20 protein-coding genes are annotated in these 20959 nt (G+C 70.2%); 13 read left to right on the top strand and 7 right to left on the bottom strand.

What is annotated here, in order from left to right; genetic code table 11:
* Window positions 1–76: 76 nt before the first annotated feature.
* From DES41_RS34960 to DES41_RS34945, 4 genes are all read left to right on the top strand, one after another.
* On the top strand, window positions 77–2137 hold the full coding sequence (locus DES41_RS34960; protein ID WP_245966028.1) for a transketolase family protein: 2061 nt from the start codon (window positions 77–79) through the stop codon (window positions 2135–2137).
* Between the two features lie 24 nt (window positions 2138–2161).
* Window positions 2162–3160 carry a type I glyceraldehyde-3-phosphate dehydrogenase gene (gene gap, locus DES41_RS34955; protein WP_114472296.1) on the top strand — a complete coding sequence of 333 codons (999 nt, stop codon included), beginning with the start codon at window positions 2162–2164 and terminating at the stop codon, window positions 3158–3160.
* Between the two features lie 98 nt (window positions 3161–3258).
* A complete protein-coding gene (locus DES41_RS34950; protein WP_114472295.1) occupies window positions 3259–3540 on the top strand; it encodes a hypothetical protein in 282 nt (93 codons plus the stop codon).
* Between the two features lie 58 nt (window positions 3541–3598).
* Complete coding sequence (locus DES41_RS34945) at window positions 3599–4513, top strand: hypothetical protein (protein ID WP_114472294.1); 915 nt, start codon at window positions 3599–3601, stop codon at window positions 4511–4513.
* Between the two features lie 16 nt (window positions 4514–4529).
* On the opposite strand, the gene DES41_RS34940 is transcribed toward DES41_RS34945, so the two are convergent.
* A complete protein-coding gene (locus DES41_RS34940) occupies window positions 4530–5999 on the bottom strand; it encodes an aminotransferase class V-fold PLP-dependent enzyme (protein WP_114472293.1) in 1470 nt (489 codons plus the stop codon).
* Window positions 6000–6022: 23 nt separating this feature from the next.
* Window positions 6023–6430, bottom strand: coding sequence for a Rid family detoxifying hydrolase (locus DES41_RS34935; protein WP_342769700.1), 408 nt, complete (start codon window positions 6428–6430; stop codon window positions 6023–6025).
* Between the two features lie 410 nt (window positions 6431–6840).
* Here DES41_RS34935 and DES41_RS34930 point away from each other — a divergent pair, with 410 nt between their 5' ends.
* Window positions 6841–8274, top strand: coding sequence for a cache domain-containing protein (locus tag DES41_RS34930; protein ID WP_114472291.1), 1434 nt, complete (start codon window positions 6841–6843; stop codon window positions 8272–8274).
* Window positions 8271–8927, top strand: a complete 657-nt coding sequence (locus DES41_RS34925) for a response regulator (protein ID WP_114472290.1) — start codon at window positions 8271–8273, stop codon at window positions 8925–8927. The genes DES41_RS34930 and DES41_RS34925 overlap by 4 nt, the downstream gene beginning before the upstream one ends.
* Before the next feature lie 60 nt (window positions 8928–8987).
* Here the strand turns inward: DES41_RS34925 and DES41_RS34920 are convergent, their stop codons facing one another.
* Genes DES41_RS34920 through DES41_RS34910 form a run of 3 tightly spaced genes read right to left on the bottom strand, consistent with a single transcriptional unit; the run spans window position 8988 to window position 11195 of the window.
* Window positions 8988–10214 (bottom strand): MFS transporter, encoded by a 1227-nt coding sequence (locus tag DES41_RS34920; protein WP_245966025.1) that lies wholly within the window; start codon window positions 10212–10214, stop codon window positions 8988–8990.
* A gap of 33 nt (window positions 10215–10247) precedes the next feature.
* On the bottom strand, window positions 10248–10733 hold the full coding sequence (locus tag DES41_RS34915) for a DUF1579 domain-containing protein (RefSeq protein WP_114472289.1): 486 nt from the start codon (window positions 10731–10733) through the stop codon (window positions 10248–10250).
* A gap of 15 nt (window positions 10734–10748) precedes the next feature.
* Window positions 10749–11195 carry a VOC family protein gene (locus DES41_RS34910; protein ID WP_114472288.1) on the bottom strand — a complete coding sequence of 149 codons (447 nt, stop codon included), beginning with the start codon at window positions 11193–11195 and terminating at the stop codon, window positions 10749–10751.
* A gap of 56 nt (window positions 11196–11251) precedes the next feature.
* Here DES41_RS34910 and DES41_RS34905 point away from each other — a divergent pair, with 56 nt between their 5' ends.
* Window positions 11252–11926 carry a TetR-like C-terminal domain-containing protein gene (locus tag DES41_RS34905; protein ID WP_114472287.1) on the top strand — a complete coding sequence of 225 codons (675 nt, stop codon included), beginning with the start codon at window positions 11252–11254 and terminating at the stop codon, window positions 11924–11926.
* Between the two features lie 56 nt (window positions 11927–11982).
* Entirely contained in the window at window positions 11983–12615 is a 633-nt protein-coding gene (locus DES41_RS34900) for a phosphatase PAP2 family protein (protein ID WP_114472286.1), read from the top strand.
* On the opposite strand, the gene DES41_RS34895 is transcribed toward DES41_RS34900, so the two are convergent.
* Window positions 12616–13089, bottom strand: a complete 474-nt coding sequence (locus DES41_RS34895) for an FKBP-type peptidyl-prolyl cis-trans isomerase (protein ID WP_114472285.1) — start codon at window positions 13087–13089, stop codon at window positions 12616–12618.
* Between the two features lie 125 nt (window positions 13090–13214).
* On the opposite strand from DES41_RS34895, the gene DES41_RS34890 reads away from it, so the two are divergent.
* The 4 genes from DES41_RS34890 to DES41_RS39710 all read left to right on the top strand — a co-directional run bounded on the left by DES41_RS34890 (window position 13215) and on the right by DES41_RS39710 (window position 18935).
* Window positions 13215–15023, top strand: a complete 1809-nt coding sequence (locus tag DES41_RS34890) for a S8 family peptidase (protein WP_114472284.1) — start codon at window positions 13215–13217, stop codon at window positions 15021–15023.
* Between the two features lie 91 nt (window positions 15024–15114).
* Entirely contained in the window at window positions 15115–15927 is an 813-nt protein-coding gene (locus tag DES41_RS34885) for a gamma-glutamyl-gamma-aminobutyrate hydrolase family protein (protein WP_114472376.1), read from the top strand.
* Window positions 15928–15962: 35 nt separating this feature from the next.
* Complete coding sequence (locus tag DES41_RS34880; RefSeq protein WP_114472375.1) at window positions 15963–16835, top strand: HTD2 family dehydratase; 873 nt, start codon at window positions 15963–15965, stop codon at window positions 16833–16835.
* A gap of 138 nt (window positions 16836–16973) precedes the next feature.
* Window positions 16974–18935 (top strand): methyl-accepting chemotaxis protein, encoded by a 1962-nt coding sequence (locus DES41_RS39710; protein WP_170168390.1) that lies wholly within the window; start codon window positions 16974–16976, stop codon window positions 18933–18935.
* A gap of 7 nt (window positions 18936–18942) precedes the next feature.
* Here DES41_RS39710 and DES41_RS34870 read toward each other — a convergent pair whose 3' ends face one another.
* Window positions 18943–19848, bottom strand: coding sequence for a LysR family transcriptional regulator (locus DES41_RS34870; protein ID WP_114472282.1), 906 nt, complete (start codon window positions 19846–19848; stop codon window positions 18943–18945).
* A gap of 116 nt (window positions 19849–19964) precedes the next feature.
* Here DES41_RS34870 and DES41_RS34865 point away from each other — a divergent pair, with 116 nt between their 5' ends.
* Window positions 19965–20951 (top strand): tripartite tricarboxylate transporter substrate binding protein, encoded by a 987-nt coding sequence (locus DES41_RS34865; RefSeq protein WP_114472281.1) that lies wholly within the window; start codon window positions 19965–19967, stop codon window positions 20949–20951.
* The last annotated feature ends 8 nt before the right edge of the window (window positions 20952–20959 follow it).

Below are 20959 nucleotides of genomic sequence, written 5' to 3'. Positions count from 1 at the left end.
GCTGGCCTCTTCCACCCCCGTCGCAGAGGCCGCCGCGCCCGCCAGCCGCTTGGCCAATGCCATCCGCGCGCTGGCCATGGACGCCGTGCAGCAGGCCAATTCCGGCCACCCCGGCGCCCCCATGGGCATGGCCGACATGGCCGTTGCCCTGTGGGGCCAGCATTTGAAGCACAACCCGCGCAACCCCGCCTGGTTCGACCGCGACCGCTTCGTGCTGTCCAACGGCCACGGCTCCATGCTGCTGTACGCACTGCTGCACCTGACGGGCTACGACCTGCCGATCGGCGAACTGAAGAACTTCCGCCAGCTGCACAGCAAGACGGCCGGCCACCCCGAGCACGGCATCACGCCTGGTGTGGAAACCACCACCGGCCCGCTGGGCCAGGGCATCACCAATGCGGTGGGCATGGCACTGGCCGAGAAGCTGCTGGCGGCCGAGTTCAACCGCCCGAACTTCCCCGTCGTCGACCACCGCACCTATGTGTTCCTGGGTGACGGCTGCCTCATGGAGGGCATCAGCCACGAGGCCGTGGCCCTGGCCGGCGCCTGGAAGCTGGACAAGCTGATCGCGCTGTACGACGACAACGGCATCTCCATCGACGGCAAGGTCGCGCCCTGGTTCATCGACAACACGGCGCTGCGCTTCGTCGCCAGCGGCTGGCAGGTGCTGGGCCCGGTCGACGGCCAGGACGCTGCCGCCGTGGCCACCGCCATCGCCGAAGCCAAGGCCTCCACCGGCAAGGGCAAGCCCACGCTGATCATCTGCAAGACCGCCATCGGCCAGGGTTCGCCGAACCGCGCCGGCACCGCCAAGGCCCACGGCGAGCCGCTCGGTGCGGAAGAAATCAAGCTCACGCGCGAAGCGCTGGGCTGGGACGCCGCGCCGTTCGAGATCCCTGAAGACGTGTACGCCGGCTGGGACGCCAAGGCCAAGGGTCTGGCCGCCGAAGCCGAGTGGGACGTGCTGTTCGCCGGCTACAAGGCCGCCCACCCGCAGCTGGCCGCCGAACTCGTGCGCCGCATGCAGGGCGAGCTGCCCGCCAGCTTCGGGGAGACCGCAGCGCGCATCGCCTCCGAGGCGCATGACCAGGCCGCCACCGTGGCCAGCCGCAAGGCCAGCCAGCTGGCGCTGGAAGGCCTGACGGCCGCCCTGCCCGAGCTGCTGGGCGGCTCGGCCGACCTGACCGGCTCCAACCTGACCAACACCAGCCACACGCCGGCACTGCGCTTCGACGCCGAGACCGGCGCCGTGGTGCTGGGCGCCGCGCCCGACCGCAAGGCCGGTGCCGAGGACGAGAAGGCCGCCCCGGTGGAGGAGCCGCCGCACGGCGTGATCGGCCGCCACATCAATTACGGCGTGCGCGAGTTCGGCATGGCCGCCATCATGAACGGCATCGCGCTGCACGGCGGCTACATCCCCTACGGCGGCACCTTCCTGACGTTCAGCGACTACAGCCGCAATGCCATCCGCATGGCCGCGCTCATGAAGCAGCGCATCGTGCATGTGTTCACGCACGATTCGATCGGCCTGGGCGAGGACGGCCCCACGCACCAATCGATCGAGCATGCGGCCAGCCTGCGCCTGATTCCCGGCCTGGATGTCTGGCGCCCGGCCGACACGGCCGAGACGGCCATCGCCTGGGCCGTGGCCCTGGCCCAGAAGAACCGCCCGACCGCGCTGCTGCTGTCGCGCCAGAACCTGCCCTACGCGCCCAAGGGCGAAGAGGCGCTGGACAACATCGCGAACGGCGCCTACGTGCTGAGCGAACCCGCCGACGTGGGCCTCAAGCAGAAGGCCCGTGCCGTGATCATCGCCACCGGCTCGGAAGTGCAGCTGGCGCTGGCGGCGCAGAAGCAGCTGGCCGCCGCCAAGATCGCCGTGCGCGTCGTCTCCATGCCCAGCACCACCGCCTTCGACCGCCAGAGCCTGGCCTACAAGAAGGCCGTGCTGCCGGCCAACCTGCCGCGCATCGCGGTGGAGATGGGTGTGACCGACGGCTGGTGGAAGTACGGCTGCGCGGCCGTGGTCGGCATCGACACCTATGGCGAGTCGGCCCCCGCGCCCGTGCTGTTCAAGCACTTCGGTTTCACGCCCGAGAACGTGGCGGCGACCGTGCGCAAGGTTCTGTCCAAGTAATTTTCAACCTCAGGAGAAAAAGCAATGGCGATCAAGATCGGTATCAACGGCTTCGGCCGCATCGGCCGCAACGTGCTGCGTTCGGCGGTGCAGAACTTCTCCGACATCGAAGTCGTGGGCATCAACGACCTGCTCGAGCCGGATTACCTTGCCTACATGCTGCAGTACGACTCGGTGCATGGCCGCTTCAAGGGCGACATCGCCGTGGACGGCAACACCCTGATCGTCAACGGCAAGAAGATCCGCCTGACGCAGGAGCGTGACCCGGCTGCGCTGAAGTGGAACGGGGTCGGTGCCGACATCGTCATCGAGTCCACCGGCCTGTTCCTGACCAAGGAAACCGCGCAGAAGCACATCGATGCCGGCGCCAAGAAGGTCATCCTGTCGGCCCCGTCCAAGGACGACACCCCCATGTTCGTCTTCGGCGTGAACGACAAGACCTACAAGGGCGAGGCCATCATCTCCAACGCGTCGTGCACCACCAACTGCCTGGCCCCGCTGGCCAAGGTGCTGAACGACAAGTGGGGCATCAAGCGTGGCCTGATGACCACCGTGCACGCCGCCACCGCGACGCAGAAGACCGTCGACGGCCCGTCCAACAAGGACTGGCGCGGCGGCCGCGGCATCCTGGAAAACATCATTCCCTCCAGCACGGGCGCTGCCAAGGCCGTGGGCGTGGTGATCCCCGAGCTGAACAAGAAGCTGACCGGCATGTCCTTCCGCGTGCCGACCTCCGACGTGTCGGTGGTCGACCTGACGGTGGAACTGGTCAAGGAAGCCAGCTACAAGGAGATCTGCGCCGAGTTCAAGGCCCAGTCCGAAGGCGCGCTCAAGGGCGTGCTGGGCTACACGGAAGACAAGGTCGTGGCCACCGATTTCCGCGGTGACGCACGCACCTCCATCTTCGACGCCGAAGCCGGCATCGCGCTGGATGGCACGTTCGTCAAGCTGGTGAGCTGGTACGACAACGAGTGGGGCTACTCGAACAAGGTGCTCGAGATGGTCCGCGTCATCGCCAAGTAAGCTCCCGGCGCAAGAGGGCTGGGCGGCTTGCCCGGCGCTTGCGGGTTCCCCTGGGCGCGCTACGATGTGCGCCCACCTTGTCTCGCAAGAGTCCGAACATGTCCCAGCCTTCCAAAGATGCCCAGGCCGCCAAGGACCTGGAGCAGGCGATCGAAAAGGCCAAGGAAGTCGCTGCCGACATCCGTCAGGCTGCCGACGACCTTGCCGTCGCCAACACCGTGCTCGACACGCACCTGAGCGAGCAGGCGCGCACGCGTGAAGTCGACCAGGCGCTGGACCACCAGGGCGCCGTCGAGAAAACGCTGACCAAATCGGCCGAAACGCTGGACCAGGTCAACAACGCGCTGGACAAGGCGGCCGCGCCGGCGCCGCACGGCTGAGCCGCATCCTTTCCCTCTCACGACAAAGGGCCGGTCGAGACCGGCCCTCCTGCTTTCCATGGACAAAGAAGTCGCACCCGCCGTCCTGGCGGTCATCAACGAAAAGCGCTTGTCGGGCGACAAGCGCACGCCGGTCGAGATCATCACCAAGATGGGCGTGTTCGACGCCCGCGACAAGGCCTCCGACATGGCCTGGCTGGCCAGCGGCGACAACATCATCGTCACCATCTGGGCCGAGCTCGTCAGCGTTGGCGAGGGCGGCCGCTGGTTCCTGCTCGAATCGCTCGACCCGCTGCACCGCATCGGCGGTGGCGAGCGCACCGACCTGCGCATCCAGCGCACCAAGGACCGCATCCAGCTGATCAAGCGTGCGCTGGACGCCGGCCAGGGCCTGCGCGCCGTGCTGCAGACCAACCGCGTGGCCATCGCCGACCTGGAGACCGACAAGGCCGCCCGCATGTCGGTGCGCGTGCCCGACGAGCAGGAGTGGCATGTGGCCGTTTGGAGCCCCGAGGAGCGCCACGTGGTGCTGGTGCGCGGCCCGCGCGGCTGGGTGCCTGGCGAGGCGGAGATCCAGGCGGCGCGCGCGCGCGCCGGCATCGTGGACGCCGCGCCGGATGCAGCGGCCATCGCCGTCGGCGGCGGCGACCTGCACTCGGCCGCACTGGACCACCTCACGCGCCACTTCGCCGGCTACGGCTACAAGACCGAGGCCATCGATCCGCCGAGCGCGGGCCACGAGGTGGAAGTGCGCGACAAGAAGGGCAAGACCCTGCTCAAGCTCGTCGTCAAAGGCACCGCCACGGGCGCGACCGGCTATGCGCTGACGGCCGAGCAGCGCGCCCTCGCGCGGCGCGACCCGCAGTGGCGCCTGGCGGTGGTGTCCGACGTGGGCAGCCCCGCTGCCCAGCACAAGCTGTACAACGGGGCCGACATGGACAAGGCGCCGGGCCTGGCGCCCGAGCTGGGCTGACCCGGCCGGCCTGGTATCAGGCCATCTTGCCCGACAGGTCCCACATGGCATCGACCAGTGCGTCGATGTCGTTCGCGTCGTGCCACAGGTGGGTGGAGATGCGCATCGCGTAGTGGTTCGAGGCCGCGCCGATCACCGGGAAGCTGGCGTTGCGGATCACCAGGCCTTGCGGGTACTCGGCCTGCAGGCGCGAGACGAACTGCGTGGCCTTGGCCGAGTTCATCGCATCGTCCTTGTTGCGGAACACGTTGAACGAGGTCAGCGCGCACACCAGCTTGGGGTCGTCCTTGGGGGAGTAGAGCGACTCCACGCCCCAGCGCTCGACGATCTTCTCCTTCAGGTAGGCCGACAGCGTGAGGTCGTAGGTCTCGATGTTCTTGCGGCCGATCTGGTCCCACAACTGGCAGGCACTGGTCAGGGCCTGGAACATCGGCGTGTGCGTGCTGCCGCAGCTCGTCACGCTGGCGGCGATGTCGTAGGTGGCCGTGCCGTTGGTCGTGCGTTCGCGCGTGGAATAGGTGCTGGTGTGCACCGGGTACCACTTGGGCAGCGGCAAGGGGTTGGAGGCGCGGATCTTGTTGCGGATGATCAGGATGCCGGTGGACCCCGGGCCGCACTGCCACTTGTGACCGGCCCCGGACATGAAGTCCATGCCCAGCGCGCTGTAGTCGTAATGCATCATGCCCGGCAGGTGGGCCCCGTCCACGATGCTGATCAGCCCATGCATCTTGACCACTTCCATGATCTCGGCGATCGGCAGCAGCGTGCCCGTCACGTAGGTCGGCGAGGACCACATCACGGCACGCACATTCTTGCCGGCCGACTTGAGCGTGCGGATGCGCTCGTCGAACAGGTTCTGGTAGGTGGCCGCGGTCTGGTTGTTGCCCACCGGCATCTCGATGCGCGAGATCTCCACGCCGTAGCGGTCCACGGCGATGGCCAGCGGCGTGTTGCCTCCGCCGTGTTCGTGGTTGGTCGTCACGATCACGTCGCCGCGTTGCCAGGGGATGCCCAGGATCGCATGGCACATGCCCGAGGAGGTGTTGGCCGAGAAGGCCAACTCGTCCACGTCCACGCCGAAGGCGGGTGCCACCAGCGCGCGCAGCGCGTTGTGGTCCGAGTAGCCGTTGCCCGACTCCCTGGCCTTCTTGCGGTTCTCGGTGTCGAACAGGTCCAGCGCCACCTTGGGCATGGAGCCGGCCGTGCCGATGTTCATGAAGGTCTTGGTCGGGTCCAGCGTGAACATGTTCTGCACGTCCGCCCAGAAGGCCTCGTTGGCCACGAGCTGGGCGCGCAGCTCGGCGGCTGGCGTGGCCGAGTTGCTGCTGCCGCAGGCCATCAGGGCCGGGCCCAGCGCGGCCGCACCGGCGCCATAGCCCAGCATGCGCAGGAAGTCGCGCCGCTTGGACGGCCAGCGCGTGGTGTCGGTCGCGGCCAATGCGTTCAGTTCCGCGGCGTGGGCGGTGACGATCTGTTGGTCTTGCATGGTGTCTGTGCTCCTGATGGGGTTCAACGGCGACCGACGATGACGGCGATCTCGACCTTCACGTCACGCGGCAAACGTGCCACTTCGACGGTGGCCCGCACCGGCGCGTTGCCGGGCTTGAAGTACTCGCCGTAGACCTTGTTCATCGCGGCGAACTCGTTGAGGTCCTTCATGAACACCGAGGACGAGAGCACGTCGGTGTAGTCCAGCCCCTGCGACTGGAGCATGGTGCCGATGTAGCGCAGCACGGCATGCGTCTGTTCCTCGATGGTGGTGCCGACGACGGCGTTGCCGGCCTCGTTGAGCGGGATCACGCCCGAGAGGTACAGCGTGTTGCCGTGCGCGACCATCTGCGAGTACGGGCCGATCGCCGGGGGCACGCCGGTGGTCGACAACACGGTGCGTTTGGCCGGCATGGCGCAGGCCGTCATGAGCAATGCTGCAGTGCAGCCGGCCACCACCCTGGTGAAGCGGCCGACACGGATGTGAGAGGGCATGGAACCACCTTTCCTTCTTTCTGGAATCAAGAACCACGCGTGGCATTTCGGCCATGCGAAGCGACAAGAGCCAGACCCTCCCGGGATGTTTTGCTGCAGTGCAATGCGGTCTAACTTGCGATGAATTCTAGGAATGGCATCACGGTGTGTGACGGTTTCATTTCCCCTACGTGGTAGTACGCAGCGCTGCTTTTTGGACGCGGATTTCGCCGCACTGCAGCAGTGTTTCCAAATGAAACGTCACTGGCTGGCATCGGGATTGCTCTGCACATTCAGGCCCGCCATGCACATCGACACACATTCCAGGACATTGGTGCAGACCGGCCCCGGAGTGGGGCGCTGACATGCAGCTCCGCCTCAAGTTGGTGCTGCTGTCGGGTGTGCCCATCGTGGTCGCGTTGCTGCTCATGAGCGCCACCATGCAACAGCAGACCTACAAGCTCGTGCGCGAGGAACAGGCGCTCGTGCAGCAGGCCTTCATGCACAGCAAGGAGGCCGAGCTCAAGCACTACGTCGAGCTGGCGCGCAACACCCTCGTGCGCATCGCCGAAGGGCCGGGCGAGGTCGGCGAGCGCAAGGAGCTGGCGCTGGCCACGCTGGCGCGCATGCAGTTCGGCGACAACGGCTACTTCTTCGTCTACGACCAGCACGGCCAGCTGCTGATCGACCCGAAGACGCTGCCCATGCAGGGCGTGGCGTTCTGCGATCCCAACGATCCCGCGGGCGCCGATTCGGCGCAGCGCATCCTCAGCGTCGCGCGCCACGGCGGCGGCGTCGTGCGTTACAGCTGGAGCAAGCCCAGCTCGCAGTCGGTCGTGCCCAAGCTGGGCTACGTGCTCACGGTGCCGGGCTGGAACTGGGTGATCGGCACCGGCATCTACCTGGACGATGTGCAGGGCGCGCTGCAGGCCATCGAGACCGGCGCGCGCACCAACATCGAGGCCACGCGCCAGCGCCTGTACGCCATCGCCGCGGTCTGCGTGGTGCTCATCGGCCTGGGCGGCCTGGCGCTCAACCTGAAAGACCACCGCGTCTCCAGCGACAAGCTGCGCCGGCTGGCGCGGCGCGTGGTGCGTTCGCAGGAAGACGAGCGCGTGCGCGTGGCCCGCGAGCTGCACGACGGCGTGGTGCAGGTGCTGGCTTCGTCCAAGTTCCTGCTCGAGACGGCACAGCTGCAGCTGGCCGATCCGCGCGCCGCGGCGCCTGCGGCACCGCGCCAGGCGCTGGACCAGGGGCTGGCGCGGCTGGGCACGGCGCTGGTGGAGATCCGGCGCGTGTCGCATGGGCTGCGACCGGCCTTGCTGGACGACCTCGGGCTGGAGCCGGCCCTGGATTTGCTGGCGCAGCAGGTGCAGGAGAGCGGGGGCTTCAGCGTCGGCCTGGTGCGCCAGGGTGTGCCGGGCCAGCTGCCGGCCGAGCATGGCACGGTGCTGTTCCGCATCGCGCAGGAAGCGCTGCAGAACTGCCGCACCCATGCCCAGGCCACGCGGGTGGAACTCGTGCTGCATGGCACGCGCCACGGCGTCGGCCTGCAGGTCATCGACGACGGCCAGGGCTTCGACATGCGCGGTGTGTCCGGGGACGGCACGCGCGGCATCGGCCTGCGCAACATGCGCGAGCGGGCCGAGAGCCTGGGCGGCACGCTGTCCATCGAATCGGGCCGCCATGGCACACGTCTCGCCGCCTGGTTGCCCTTGCCCCAGGCCGCCGCGCCCGCACCCGCACCCGCACCGACGCGCGCGCCGCACCCCATCGCCATTGCCCGTTCCGCACCATGACCCCTGACCCCGCCCCCATCCGCGTGCTGCTCGTCGACGACCACCCGCTGCTGCGCGATGGCGTGCGCATGCGCCTGCACGCCACGCCGCACATCCGCGTGGTGGGCGAGGCCGGATGCGCGCAAGAGGCCGAGGCGCTGGCCGCCGCGCTGCAGCCCGATCTGGTGGTGACCGACATCCGCATGCCGGATGCCAGCGGCATCCAGCTGGCCACCCGGTTCCGCGACCGCTTTCCGGACCTGCGCCTGCTCGTGCTGTCCATGCACCAGGATGCCGAGTACGTGCGCCGCGCCGTGGCGCTGGACGTGCGCGGCTATGTGCTCAAGGACGGGCCGGGCCACCACCTGGTGGAGGCCATCGACGCCGTGCACGCGGGCGAGCGTTACTTCAGCCCCGGCCTGCCGCTGCCGACCGAGCCGGCGCCGCCGCCCGTGACGCGCGCCTGGGGCCACCTCACGCCCAAGGAGTCGGCCGTGCTCTCGCTGCTGGCCGATGGCTGCTCGAACCGCGAGATCGCCGATGCGCTGGGTGCCTCCGTGCGCACGGTGGAAACGCACCGGCTGCACCTGCGCCGCAAGCTGCGCATCGAGGGCCAGGCGGCCCTGGTCAAGTACGCGGTGTCGTACGCCGACCTGCAGGTCGGCCACGCCTGAGCGCGCGCCGCCCGAAGGCGCTCGGCAGCGCATGCGCAGCGCGGACGTGCTTGCTGGATGTCAGGCCGCGGGCGGCTGCGGCAGCCTGCGGTAAGCCAGTGCGCCGAGCAGCAGCGCTGCCGCGATCGCCAGCAGCGGCGCGGTGAAGGTCTCCACGCCCTGGCCTGCCGCCTGCGCGGCCACCCAGCCCGTGCCCCATTGCATGAACGCCACGCCCATGAACATGGCCATCGTGAAGACCGACAGCGCGCGCCCGATCATGGCCGGCGGGTAGGCTGCGCGCACGTCGGCGTACTGCAGCACCATGTAGCCCGACAGGCAGGCCACGGCCACGGCCAGCAGCACATCGGCCACCAGGCCGTGCAGCAGTGCCATCGCCACGAACAGGGCCGCCATCAGCAGCGTGCAGCGGCCGATGCGCCGGCGCCGCGCTGCGATGCCGCCAGGGTCGAAGCGGCCGAACAACGGCGGGCTGACCAGCGAGACCACCGACACCAGCAGCGCCACGTGGCCGCTGACGAGCAGCGACAGGCCGTGGCGCTCGACCAGCATGGGCCCCAGCCACAGGCCGCGCAGCGTCAGGAACGACGCGTAGTTGACGGCCGCCATGCAGACGATGCCCCAGGTGTGCGGCACCAGGAACAGCGCGCCGAAGCCGCGCAGCGCCTGGCCCAGCGATTCGCGCGCGATGCCGCTGGCAGCAGCCGGCACCTGGTGCGGCACCTTCCACCACACCAGCCCCCAGGCCAGGACCGAGCCGGCCGCCAGCAGCCACATGCCCCAGCGCCAGCCATGCGCCTCGATCAGCCAGGCCAGCGGCGTGCCCGTGAACAGCATGCCGGTGCCGCCCAGCATCAGCACCAGGCCGGACAGCATGGCGAAGCGCTCGGCCGGGAAGTTCTGCGCGATGAAGAGCGTGCAGGCCAGGAAGGCCGGTGCGCAGCCCACGCCGATCAGCACCTGGCCCACGATCAGCTGGCCCTGGCCGCCGGCCGTGGCCGACACGGCCGCGCCCACGACGGCCAGCGGGAAGGCCGTCAGCACCGTGCGGCGCAGGCCGTGCAAATCCATGCCGATGCCGACGAGCAGCTGCAGCGCGCCGAACGCGAAGTGAAAGCTTGCCGCGAACAGCCCCAGCTGCTGCGGCGACAGCTGGAACTCGGCCTGCAGCGGCGGCGCGAGGATGGCGGCCAGCGTGCGGAACGCCTGGCTCATGGCGAAGGCCGCCGTCAGCGCCAGCAGCATGGGCCAGGCGGCGCGCGGGGAAAGCAGGGGGCTCGTGGACATGGCGGGCGCGAGCCTACCCGAGCCCGTGCACGCCTACTGTCGCTTGTAGGTCGCCGTCATGAAGCGCCGCCACTGGCCGTCTTCGCCCAGCGTCTGCGAATGCAGCGTGCGCGTGTTGGCGTCGACCAGCGTGATCACGTCCTGGTAGCGCACGGTCCTGCCGTCGCCGGCGAAGCTCGGGCCTTCGGTGTCCAGCGTGAGGACCTTGCCGGCGGCGTCGAGCTGGCCCTCGTAGATCCACATCAGCGTCATCATCGAGCCGACCCAGTTGCCGACGAAGGCCTGGCGCTGCGGGTCGTAGCCCAGCGTCATGCGCATGTGGCCGGTGCCGGCACCGGCGGGCATGTCGGCCTGGCCTTCCAGCACCACCCACAGGTCGCCGAGCATGCGCACGCTCTCGGTGCCCAGGCTGCGGCTGGGGGGCTGGTCGGGGCCCATGTCGGCTTCGCCTTCCATGGTCCATTCACCGGCCAGCTGCTGCAGCCAGCGGTGCTGTGCGAGGGGCTTGGTGGATTCCATGCCTCGTCCTTCTGTTCAGCGCGGCGGCTGGTTGGGGTCTTGCACCACGATGAGCCAGTGCACGCCGAAGCGGTCGTCGACCATGCCGAAGGCCGGGCTGAAGAAGGTCTTGGCCAGCGGCATCTGGACCTGGCCGCCATCGGCCAGGGCGTCGAAGCGCTGCCTGGCCTCGGATTCATCCGCCACCACGAGCGACAGGGAGATGCCGGCGAAGCTCGGCTTGCCGCTGGCCATGCCGTCGGTCGCCATCAGCGTGGTGTCGCCGATGCGCAACTCCGAGTGCATGACCTTCTCGCCGTCCGGCGGGGGACCGCCGGCGCAGCCTTCGGGCGGTGGCTGGTCCATGGGCGGGGCGTCCTTGAAACGCATCACCAGGCCGACCGTGGCGCCAAGCTTGTCGCGGTAGAAGTCGAGCGCTTCCTGGCAGCGGCCTTCGAAGGAAAGATAGGGATGGATCTGCATGGCGTGTCTCCTCTCGATAGATGTGAACACCGTCCACAAGAATTCTGGCAGCAATAATGGACGCTGTCCACATGGCAGAGAACACACCTCCATCACGCACCCGGGCGGTCCCGGCACGCGGCAGTTACCGGCATGGGGACCTGCGCCGGGCCCTGTTGGAGGCCGGCTTGGCGCTGGCCGCCGAGGGCGGGCCCGATGCCGTGGTGCTGCGCGAGGCCACGCGGCGCGCCGGGGTGGCGCCCAATGCGGCCTACCGCCATTTCGCCAACCGTGAAGACCTGCTGGACGCCGTGCGCACAGCGGCCGTGGCTGCCGTGGCCGAGGCGATGGAGGTGCGGATGGCACAACTGCCGGTGCAGCCCGATGCCGTTGCCCAGGCGCGCGCGCGGGTGCGTGCCGTGGGCGCGGGCTACCTGGGCTTTGCGCGTGCGCACACAGGGCTGTTCCGTACCGCCTTCGGAGGGCGCTTCGCGCTGGCGACGACGCCCGATCCGGCCAAGGCCGGCCGCTCGGGCCTGGACCCGTTCCGCCACCTTGGCGCCGCGCTGGACGCGCTCGTGGCAACCGGCGCGCTGCCGCAAGAGCGCCGGCCTGGCGCCGAATTCCTGGCCTGGTCCACCGTGCATGGCCTGGCGCTGCTGCTGATCGACGGCCCCCTGCGCGGCCTGCCGGCCGAGCAGGCCGAGGCCCTGGGCGGCCGGCTGCTGGACATGGTCGAGCGCGGCCTGTAGGGCGCCTCCCGGCCGCCGCATTTCAGGGTTTACACGGGGGCCGCACAATCGGCGCCGTGCCCCTGCATTTCTGGACCACCGTCACCCACCTCGGCAACTCGGCGCTGCTGCTGCCTGCTGCGCTGGTGCTTGCGCTGTGGCTCGTCAAGACACGGCACGCGCCGCTGGCGCTGGCCTGGGCGCTGGCGTTCGGCACGGCCGTCCTGCTGGTGCTGGCCAGCAAGCTGGCCTTCATGGGCTGGGGCATCGGCAGCGCCGCGCTGGATTTCACAGGCATCAGCGGCCATGCGACGGTCTCGACCGCAGTGTTCACCATGGGTGCCTGGCTGGCGGTGGCCGATCGGTCGCGGCGCCTGCAGGTGCTGGGCATCGCCGCCGGCCTGCTGGTGGGCCTGCTCGTCAGTGTCTCGCGCGTGGTGCTGAAAGCGCACTCGGTGTCGGAGGTCGTGGCCGGTTTTGCGCTGGGCGCCATGGCGGCGGCGTTGCCCATCGCCTGGGCATCGGGCCGCACGCTGCGCCTGCGCCAGCGCTGGGTGCCGATGGCACTGGCCGGCATGCTGGCCCTGGTGCCGCAGATGGGCCAGCCCGCGGAGACCCATGGGCTGGTGCAGAAAATGGCGCTGATGGCCTCCAGCCGCGGCGAGGTCTACACGCGCCACATGCTGCACCGGGAGCAGCGCCGGCGCTGATCAGTGGTGGTGGCCGTGGCCACCGTGCACGTGGCCGTGCTGGATTTCCTCTGCGGTCGCCGCGCGCACGGCGCCCACCTGCAGCGTGAACTTGAGCGCCTTGTCGGCCCAGGGATGGTTGGCGTCCAGCAGCACCTGGTCGCCCTTGATCTTCATGACCGTGAAGATCTGCTCGCGGCCGTCTTCGGTCATGCCGCGCAGCTGGCCGCCGACCTTCACACCGGGCGGGAAGTCCTTCTTGGCGATGCTGCGCTCCAGTGCGGCTTCGCGGCGGCCGAAGGCGTCTTCGGGCTGCAGTTCCAGCGTCACGCGGAAGCCGGCTTCCTGCCCTTCCAGCGCTGCCTCGATCCTGGGCAGCGTGTTGCCATAGCCGCCGTGCAGGTAGTCGGTGGTTTCGCGGCTGGCCAGCGGCTTGCCATTGGCTTCGGTCACGCTGTAGTGCAGGGTGACGGCGGTGTCTTTGCTGATCTTCATGACATTGCGGTGTCGAAAGGCGCGGTCGCGCGAGGGCGCCGATTGTCGTGCAAGCCGCTGTGGCGCCACGCGCCGTCATCCATTTCCCACGCGCGGCGACGCACAGCCGTGCTACAACGCCGCGCATGCTCAAGATCATTGCCGCGGCCTTGCTGGCTGTCCCCCTGGTGGCAGCGGCCCAGGGACCCCAGGAACCTGTTCGCAACCTGCTGGTGCGGCTCAAGCCCGCGGCCGAATCGACGGCCTCCGCGCGCGAGGCGCCACAGGCGGCGCGTGAGCGCCTGCGCGCCGTGGCCGCCACGGCGGGGGTGGGCTTCGAGGACGAGCGCGCCGTCGGCCGGCAGCACCGGCTGCTGCGCATGCCGGCCGCGCAGTCCGGTGCCGAACTGGATGCCACGGTGCGTCGCCTGCGGCTGAACCCCGACGTTCTGGACGTCGAGCCCGATGTGCGCGTGCGGCGGCTGGCCGTGCCGAGCGACCCCGACTACGCACGGCAGTGGCAGCTGCAGCCGCCCACGACCGACGCCGCAGCGATGAACATGCCGGCGGCCTGGGATGTCACGACGGGCAGCGCCTCGGTGGTGGTGGCGGTGCTGGACGTGGGCGTGCGCCTGAACCATCCCGACCTCACCGGCCGCCTGGTGGCCGGCTACGACTTCGTGAGCGAGGTCGAGTATTCCAACGACGGCAATGGCCGCGACGCCGACCCGAGCGACCCGGGCGACTGGGTCAACGCTGCCGACAAGCGCTCGCCGCTGTTCTCCACCTGCGACATCGAGGACAGCTCCTGGCACGGCACCTTCATCGCCGGCCAGATCGCCGCTGCCACCAACAATGGCCTGGGCGTGGCCGGCATCGACTGGCAGGCCAGGGTGTTGCCCGTGCGCATCGCCGGCAAGTGCGGCGCACTGCTGTCCGACCTGCTGGACGGCATGCGCTGGGCGGCCGGCCTGACGGTGGCGGGCGCACCGGCCAATGCCACGCCGGCCCGCATCCTGAACCTGAGCTTCGGTGGCGATGCCGCCTGCAGCCCCAGCTACCAGGACGTGATCGACGAGATCACCGAGGCCGGCGCCCTGCTGGTGGTGGCGGCCGGCAACGAGGCCGGCACCGTGGCCCGGCCCGCCGATTGCGCCGGCGTGCTGGCCGTCGGTGCAGTGCAGGAGGACGGGCGCAAGACGGCCTACTCCAACTACGGTGCGCAGATCGGTATCGTGGCGCCGGGCGGCACGGGCACACGCGCCATCTATTCCCTGGACAACCAGGGCACGACCACGCCGGGCGTGGACACCTACGGCCTGAAGCTGGGCACCAGCTTCTCGTCGCCGCAGGCGGCCGGCGTGGCCGCGCTGATGCTGGCCGTGAACCCGGCGCTGACACCGGCGCAGCTGGTCGTGCGCATGCAGGACGCGGCCCGCCCCCACGTGGCGGTGGCCGGCGCACTGCGGTGCAGCACCAACGGCACCGTGCCATGCAACTGCGACACCAGCACCTGCGGCGCTGGCCTGCTGGATGGCGCGCGCGCCGTGCTGGCCGCGACCTCGTCGCTGGTGCCGCAGGCCGTGGCCGCGCCCGTGGCCACCGCTCCGGCGGGCAACGCCGTGCCGCTCAACGGCAACGCCAGCACGGCCAGCACGGGCGCCGCCATCGTCACCTACCGTTGGGCCCAGGTCTCGGGTCCGGCCACCGCCACCATCGCCAACCCCGGATCGGCCAACACCAGCGCGACCCTGCCCGTGGCCGGCGCCTATGTGTTCAGCCTGACCGTGACCGACAACGCCGGCCGGCGCGACGTGGCCAATCTGGCCGTCACGGCCAGCACAAGTTCCAGCGGCGGTGGTGGTGGCGGCGGTGGCGGCGGTGGCGCCAGCAGCTGGTGGTGGGGTGCTGCGCTCTGGGCCCTGGCGCTGCTGGCCTGGCGTCGGCGCGCTTGACCGAACCCGTGCCCCGCGCCAGGGCTTGCGGGGCCGCGGTGACCGACGGCGGCCGCGTGTGCAGAATGGGTTTCTTTTGCGCACCGCCGCCATGAGCACCGTCCACAGCCGCCTGAAGATCGGCCTGTCCGCCTGCTTCTCCCACGCCGACCACGCGCGCTCGCTGTTCACCGGCAAGACGCTGCAGTACGTGGAGCAGTCCATCGCGCACTGGCTGATGTCCACGGGCGCCATGGTCGTCATGGTGCCCTGTCCCACGGGGAGTACCCAGCGCGGCGACGTGACCTACGAGCACTACGCCCAATGGCTGGACGGCCTGGTCATGCACGGCGGCGCCGATGTCTGGCCGGGCAGCTACGGCGAGGAGCCGCTGCACGAGAACTGGGCCGGCGACCGCATCCGCGACGAGTACGACAAGGCCCTGGTGGCCGCGTTCGAGGCCGTGGGCAAGCCCATCTTCGGCGTCTGCCGCGGCCTGCAACTGCTCAACGTGGCCTTCGGCGGGACGCTGTACCAGGACATCAACACCCAGGTGCCCGATTCCTTCGTGCACCGTGACGCGGTGACGTACGACCTGAACTACCACAGCGTCAACATCCTGCAGGGCTCGCGGCTGTCGCGCCTGTACCCGGGTGTGGAGCGCGTGCGCGTCAACAGCATCCACCACCAGGCCATCAAGCGGCTGGCCGACACCTTCGAGGCCGAGGCCTTCAGCGTCAGCGACGGCATCATCGAGGCCATCCGGCGCAAGGACCCCTCTGGCAGCTACGTGGCGGCCGTGCAGTGGCACCCCGAGTTCCACCAGCCCGGCTCGGACACCATCGACGACGCCGCGATGCTGCGCGACTTCCTGGACGCAGTGGCCGCGCGACGCATGGCGAACAGCCCCTTCGCCAAAAGCTGATGGCCGCGGGTGCGCAAATCGCGCACCATCGCGGCATGAGCACCACCACGCCTTCGCCCGCTACCGACCTCGACCACCTGCGCGCCTGGATCGGCCGCAGCGAATCCCGCCACGACCTGCTGACGCTGCAGCCCGTGGCCGCCATGTCCGCCACGCTGGACCGCGAAGACCCGGCCCCCGCCGCCGGCGACGCGCTGCCGCCGCTGTGGCACTGGCTGTACTTCCTGCCGCTGGCGCCCGCGCGCGAGATCGGCGAGGACGGCCACCCGCGCCGCGGTGGCTTCCTGCCGCCCGTGCCGCTGCCGCGGCGCATGTGGGCCGGCGGCCGCCTGCAGTTCCACCGCCCGCTGCAACTGGGCGCCAGCGTGGAACGCCATTCGCGCATCCTGGATGTCAGCACCAAGAGCGGCCGCAGCGGCTCGCTGGTGTTCGTGACGGTCGAGCACAGCTATGGCGACGCCGACGGCGTGGCGCTCACCGAGCAGCACGACATCGTCTACCGCGACGCCCCCCAGCCCGGCGCGCCAGCCCCGGCGCCGCAGGCCGCGCCGGCGGATGCGCAGTTCGAACGCGCCATCGTGCCCGACCCGGTGCTGCTGTTCCGCTACTCGGCGCTGACCTTCAACGGCCACCGCATCCACTACGACCGCAGCTACGTGACCGAGGTCGAGGGCTATCCCGGCCTGATCGTGCACGGCCCGCTGATCGCCACGCTGCTGTTGGACCTGGTCCGGCGGGAGCGCCCCGGCCAGAGCGTGCGCAGCTTCTCGTTCAAGGCCGTGCGGCCCATCTTCGACATCCACCGCTTCAGCGTCTGCGGCCGCGACGAAGGCGGCGGCAAACTCGCGCTGTGGGCGCGCGACCACACAGGCGCGCTGGCCATGCAGGCCGAGGCCGAGCTGGGCTGACGGGCGGCGCCTGCGGGTGCCTGGAGCGGGTTGGAAACTTGCGTGTCGGGGGCGCACCGCTGGTTCAATCGGCAGATCGTCCCTGCCAGCGCCACCGGAGAACCGATGCCCCCCTCGCCCGCTTCCCCTGCCTCGTCCATGCGTCTGCGCACCAAGCTGCTGCTGCTCGTCGGCGGTGTCGTGCTTCTGGGCTTCGCCATCACGGTCACGGTGCTCGCGCGCCAGGCGGGCGACCTGCAGCGCAGCACCGCGCTGCACTATGCCGAGGAACTGGCTGCGCGCAATGCCGCGCAGGTGGAGGCCGAACTCGACGCGGCCATGCTGGCCAGCCGCACGCTGGCCTACGCCCTGGGCGGCCTGCAGGCCTCCGGCCGGGCCGACCGCACAGCCGCCGATGCGCAGCTCCGGGCCGTGCTGGCCGGCAACCCGCGTTTTCTGGGCGTGTGGACCGCCTGGGAGCCGAACGCCTTCGACGGGCGCGACGCCGAGTTCGTCGGCACGCCCGGCCACGATGCCACCGGCCGCTACATCCCCTACTGGAACCGCGGCACCGGCCAGCCGGCCGTGGAGCCGCTGACCGACTACGACAAGCCCGGCCCCGGCGACTACTACCTGCTGGCGCGCAATGGCAAGGTCGAGACGCTGATCGAGCCCTACAAGTACACCGTGGCCGGCCGCGAGGTGCTGATCACCACCACCGTCGTGCCCATCATGGCGGGCGAGCGCGTGCTGGGTGTGGCCGGCGTGGACGTCGCGCTGTCCGATCTGCAGCAGAAGGTCGGCGCCATCAGCATCTACGGCGACGGCTATGCCAGCCTGTTGTCCAACGGTGGCCTCTACGTGGGCGACCGCGATGCGGCCAACGTGGGCAAGCCGTCGACCGGCGCGCACGGCGATGCGCTGGCCGCCGTGCGCGAGGGCAAGCCCTTCGAGGCCACGACCTTCCACGAGCGGCTGCAGGGCCAGGCCACGCGCCTGTACGTGCCGGTGCGGGTGGGCGATGCGCGCACGCCCTGGTCGTTCGCCGCCACCGTGCCCGAAGACCGCATCCTGGCCGAGGTGCGCCGCCTCAACTGGACGGCGCTGGTGCTGGGCGGCATTTCCGTGGTGCTGGTCTCGCTGGGCCTGGCCTGGGCACTGCAGCGCCTGGTGCTGCGCCCGCTGGGCGGCGAGCCGGCCGAGGCCGCCGCCATCAGCGCGCGCGTTGCCGCCGGCGACCTGAGCCAGACGGTACGGGTGCAGGGCAGCGACACAGGCAGCCTGATGGCGCAGCTCGCGCGCATGCAGGGCGATCTGGCCGGCGTGGTGGCGCGCGTGCGCCACGGCGCCGAGGCCGTGGCCAATGCCAGCGCAGAGATCTCGCAAGGCAACCAGGACCTGTCCAGCCGCACCGAGAGCCAGGCCAGCGCGCTGCAGCAGACGGCTGCCTCGATGGAGCAGCTGGGCGCCGCCGTCACGCAGAACGCCACCCATGCGCGCGAGGCCGACCAGCTGGCCCGCAGCGCCAGCCAGGTCGCGCAGCAGGGCGGCGCGACGGTGGAGCGCGTGGTGGCCACCATGCGCGACATCGATGCGGGCTCGCGCAAGATCGCCGACATCATCGGCGTGATCGACGGCATCGCGTTCCAGACCAACATCCTCGCGCTGAATGCCGCCGTCGAGGCCGCGCGCGCGGGCGAGCAGGGCCGCGGCTTCGCGGTGGTGGCCGGCGAGGTGCGCAGCCTGGCCACGCGCTCGGCCCAGGCCGCGCGCGAGATCAAGGACCTGATCGGCGCCAGCGTGCAGCGCGTGGAGGCCGGCACCGCCCTCGTCGACGAGGCGGGAAAAACGATGCAGGAGGTGGTGGCCGCGGTGGCGCGCGTCTCGCGCCTGCTGGCCGATGTCAGCAACGCCAGCGCCGAGCAGAGCGCCGGCGTGGCCCAGGTCCGCGAGGCCGTGGTGCAGATGGACCAGACCACGCAGCAGAACGCCGCGCTGGTCGAAGAGATGGCCGCCGCCGCCAGCAGCCTGCAGCAGCAGGCCGACGAACTCGTGCGCACGGTGTCGGTGTTCCGGCTGGGGCACGACGCCCCGCAGGCCGGCCTGCCGCGCCTGAGCTGACCGCGGCTCAGGCCTCTACGCCGCCGGCCGCCAGCTGCGCCGCGCTGGCCGCGAAGTGCGCCGTGGCCGGGTTGCCGCTGTCGGGCCGGTGCACCAGCGCGATGCCGATGCCGCTGTCGCGCGGCAGCCCGCGCAGCGGCCGGTAGACCACGCTGGTGGCGTAGTAGTGCGCGTTGGTCGAAGGCACCAGTGCCAGGCCCAGGCCGCTGAGCACCAGGCCCAGCACGGTGGAGACCTGCACCGCCTCCTGCACCAGCTGCACCGCCACCTCGGCCTGCTGCAGCAGCCGGCTGGAGGCCGCGTGCAGCCCGCCCACGGGCGAGGGCGTGTAGCCGATGGAGTCCTGCCCGGCCAGGTCGCGCAGCGTGAGCTGGGCCTTGGCCGCCAGCGCATGGCCCGGCGGCAGCGCCACGCAGAAGCGGTCGCGCTCCATCACCTCGAAATGCAGGCCCGGCAGGTGGCTCGTGGGCACGCGCACGAAGGCCAGGTCCATCTGGCCGGCCTGCACCTGCGTGAGCGATTGCTGGTTGGTCAGCTCGTGCAGGTGCAGCCGCACCTGCGGCCAGCGTTGGTGGAAGGCCCGCACCACGCGCGGCAGCAGGCCGAAGGTGGTCGAGCCGGTGAAGCCGATGCGCAGTTCGCCGGTTTCGCCACCGGCCACCGCACGCGCTGCAGCGCCGACCTCGGCGGCTGCCGCCAGGCACTTGCGCGCCGCCGCCAGCGCGCCTTCGCCGGCGCTCGTCAGCTGCACGCCGCGTGCGCTGCGCTCGAACAGCGCCACGCCCATGTCTTCCTCGAGCTTGCGCATCGCCACCGACAGCGGCGGCTGCGCCATGTGCAGGCGCTCGGCCGCACGCCGCAGGCTGCGGGTCTCGGCCACGGTGACGAACTGGCGCAGTTGCCGGAGCTCCATAGAGATACCTTTTGTGTATCGCCAAGACCATCGAAAGTATTGGACGGAGTATAGGGCGCTGCCTAGGATTCGCAGCAGTGGCCGGGCCTTCCGCGCCGCGATATCAGGAGACAAGCATGGCAACCATGACCCGCCGCGCCACCGCGGCGCTCGCCTGCGCCATGGCGCTCGGCACCCTCGCCTACACGGGCAGCGCCAGCGCCCAGGCCTGGCCCACCCGCACCGTCAAGATCGTCGTGCCGTATGCGCCCGGTGGCACCAACGACATCGTCGCGCGGCTGCTGGCGCAGCGGCTGGGCGACCGGTTGGGCCAGCCCTTCATCGTCGAGAACAAGCCCGGTGCCTCGGGCAACCTGGGCGCCGAGCAGGTGGCGCGCGCACCGGCCGACGGCTACACGCTGCTGCTGGTGACCATGGGCCACAGCATCGCGCCCTCGCTCTACAAGGGAATGCGCTACGACATCCGCAGCGACCTGGCGCCCGTGGCCGAGCTGACCGCCGGGCCCACGCTGGTGATGGTCAACCCCGCGCTGGGGGTCAATTCGCTTGCCGACCTCGTCGCGCTGGCCAAGTCCAAGCCGGGCGCGCTGAACTTCAGCTCCGCCGGCAACGGCTCGTCCACCCACCTGGCGACCGAGTACCTGAGCGCGCAGACCGGCATCAAGATGACGCACATCCCCTTCGGCGGCAGCGCCCCGGCCATGGCCGACGTGATGGCCGGCAACACCCAGGTGGTGATGGACCTGATGTTCTCCGCCATGCCCCAGGTCAAGGGCGGCAAGCTCAAGGCCATCGCCCAGACCGGCCTCAAGCGCTCGCCTGCCATGCCCGACCTGCCCACGGTGGCCGAGTCCGGCGTGCCCGGCTTCGACGTGGTGGTCTGGAACGGCCTGATGGCCCCGGCCGGCACGCCCAAGGAGGTGATCTCCAGGCTCAACCAGGAACTCAAGCGCGAGCTCGACGCGCCCGAACTCAAGGAACGCCTGCTGGCGCAGGGCTTCGAGCCGGCCTGGTCCACGCCCGAGGCCTTCGGCCAGAAGATCGCCGCCGACATCGCACGCTGGTCCAAGGTGGTCCAGGTGTCCGGCGCCAAGGTCGAGTGAGGCCGGCG

Origin of the sequence: Pseudorhodoferax soli (assembly GCF_003337555.1) — a bacterium.
Classification (GTDB): Bacteria; Pseudomonadota; Gammaproteobacteria; order Burkholderiales; family Burkholderiaceae_C; genus Pseudorhodoferax; species Pseudorhodoferax soli.
Note: the sequence above shows the minus strand (reverse complement) of the source record. Positions and strands in the feature narration are given on the sequence as shown.

Coding starts and splice junctions, on each gene's coding strand:
- DES41_RS34960 (WP_245966028.1), top strand. CDS start 77: ATGGACGCCGTGCAGCAGGCCAATTCCGGCCACCCCGGCGCCCCCATG.
- DES41_RS34905 (WP_114472287.1), top strand. CDS start 11,252: ATGGACGCTGTCCACATGGCAGAGAACACACCTCCATCACGCACCCGG.
- DES41_RS34880 (WP_114472375.1), top strand. CDS start 15,963: ATGAGCACCACCACGCCTTCGCCCGCTACCGACCTCGACCACCTGCGC.
- DES41_RS34915 (WP_114472289.1), bottom strand. CDS start 10,733: ATGGAATCCACCAAGCCCCTCGCACAGCACCGCTGGCTGCAGCAGCTG.
- gap (WP_114472296.1), top strand. CDS start 2,162: ATGGCGATCAAGATCGGTATCAACGGCTTCGGCCGCATCGGCCGCAAC.
- DES41_RS34925 (WP_114472290.1), top strand. CDS start 8,271: ATGACCCCTGACCCCGCCCCCATCCGCGTGCTGCTCGTCGACGACCAC.
- DES41_RS34910 (WP_114472288.1), bottom strand. CDS start 11,195: ATGCAGATCCATCCCTATCTTTCCTTCGAAGGCCGCTGCCAGGAAGCG.
- DES41_RS34935 (WP_342769700.1), bottom strand. CDS start 6,430: ATGACGGCCTGCGCCATGCCGGCCAAACGCACCGTGTTGTCGACCACC.
- DES41_RS34920 (WP_245966025.1), bottom strand. CDS start 10,214: ATGTCCACGAGCCCCCTGCTTTCCCCGCGCGCCGCCTGGCCCATGCTG.
- DES41_RS39710 (WP_170168390.1), top strand. CDS start 16,974: ATGCGTCTGCGCACCAAGCTGCTGCTGCTCGTCGGCGGTGTCGTGCTT.
- DES41_RS34940 (WP_114472293.1), bottom strand. CDS start 5,999: ATGCAAGACCAACAGATCGTCACCGCCCACGCCGCGGAACTGAACGCA.
- DES41_RS34945 (WP_114472294.1), top strand. CDS start 3,599: ATGGACAAAGAAGTCGCACCCGCCGTCCTGGCGGTCATCAACGAAAAG.
- DES41_RS34870 (WP_114472282.1), bottom strand. CDS start 19,848: ATGGAGCTCCGGCAACTGCGCCAGTTCGTCACCGTGGCCGAGACCCGC.
- DES41_RS34865 (WP_114472281.1), top strand. CDS start 19,965: ATGGCAACCATGACCCGCCGCGCCACCGCGGCGCTCGCCTGCGCCATG.
- DES41_RS34930 (WP_114472291.1), top strand. CDS start 6,841: ATGCAGCTCCGCCTCAAGTTGGTGCTGCTGTCGGGTGTGCCCATCGTG.
- DES41_RS34885 (WP_114472376.1), top strand. CDS start 15,115: ATGAGCACCGTCCACAGCCGCCTGAAGATCGGCCTGTCCGCCTGCTTC.
- DES41_RS34895 (WP_114472285.1), bottom strand. CDS start 13,089: ATGAAGATCAGCAAAGACACCGCCGTCACCCTGCACTACAGCGTGACC.
- DES41_RS34890 (WP_114472284.1), top strand. CDS start 13,215: ATGCTCAAGATCATTGCCGCGGCCTTGCTGGCTGTCCCCCTGGTGGCA.
- DES41_RS34950 (WP_114472295.1), top strand. CDS start 3,259: ATGTCCCAGCCTTCCAAAGATGCCCAGGCCGCCAAGGACCTGGAGCAG.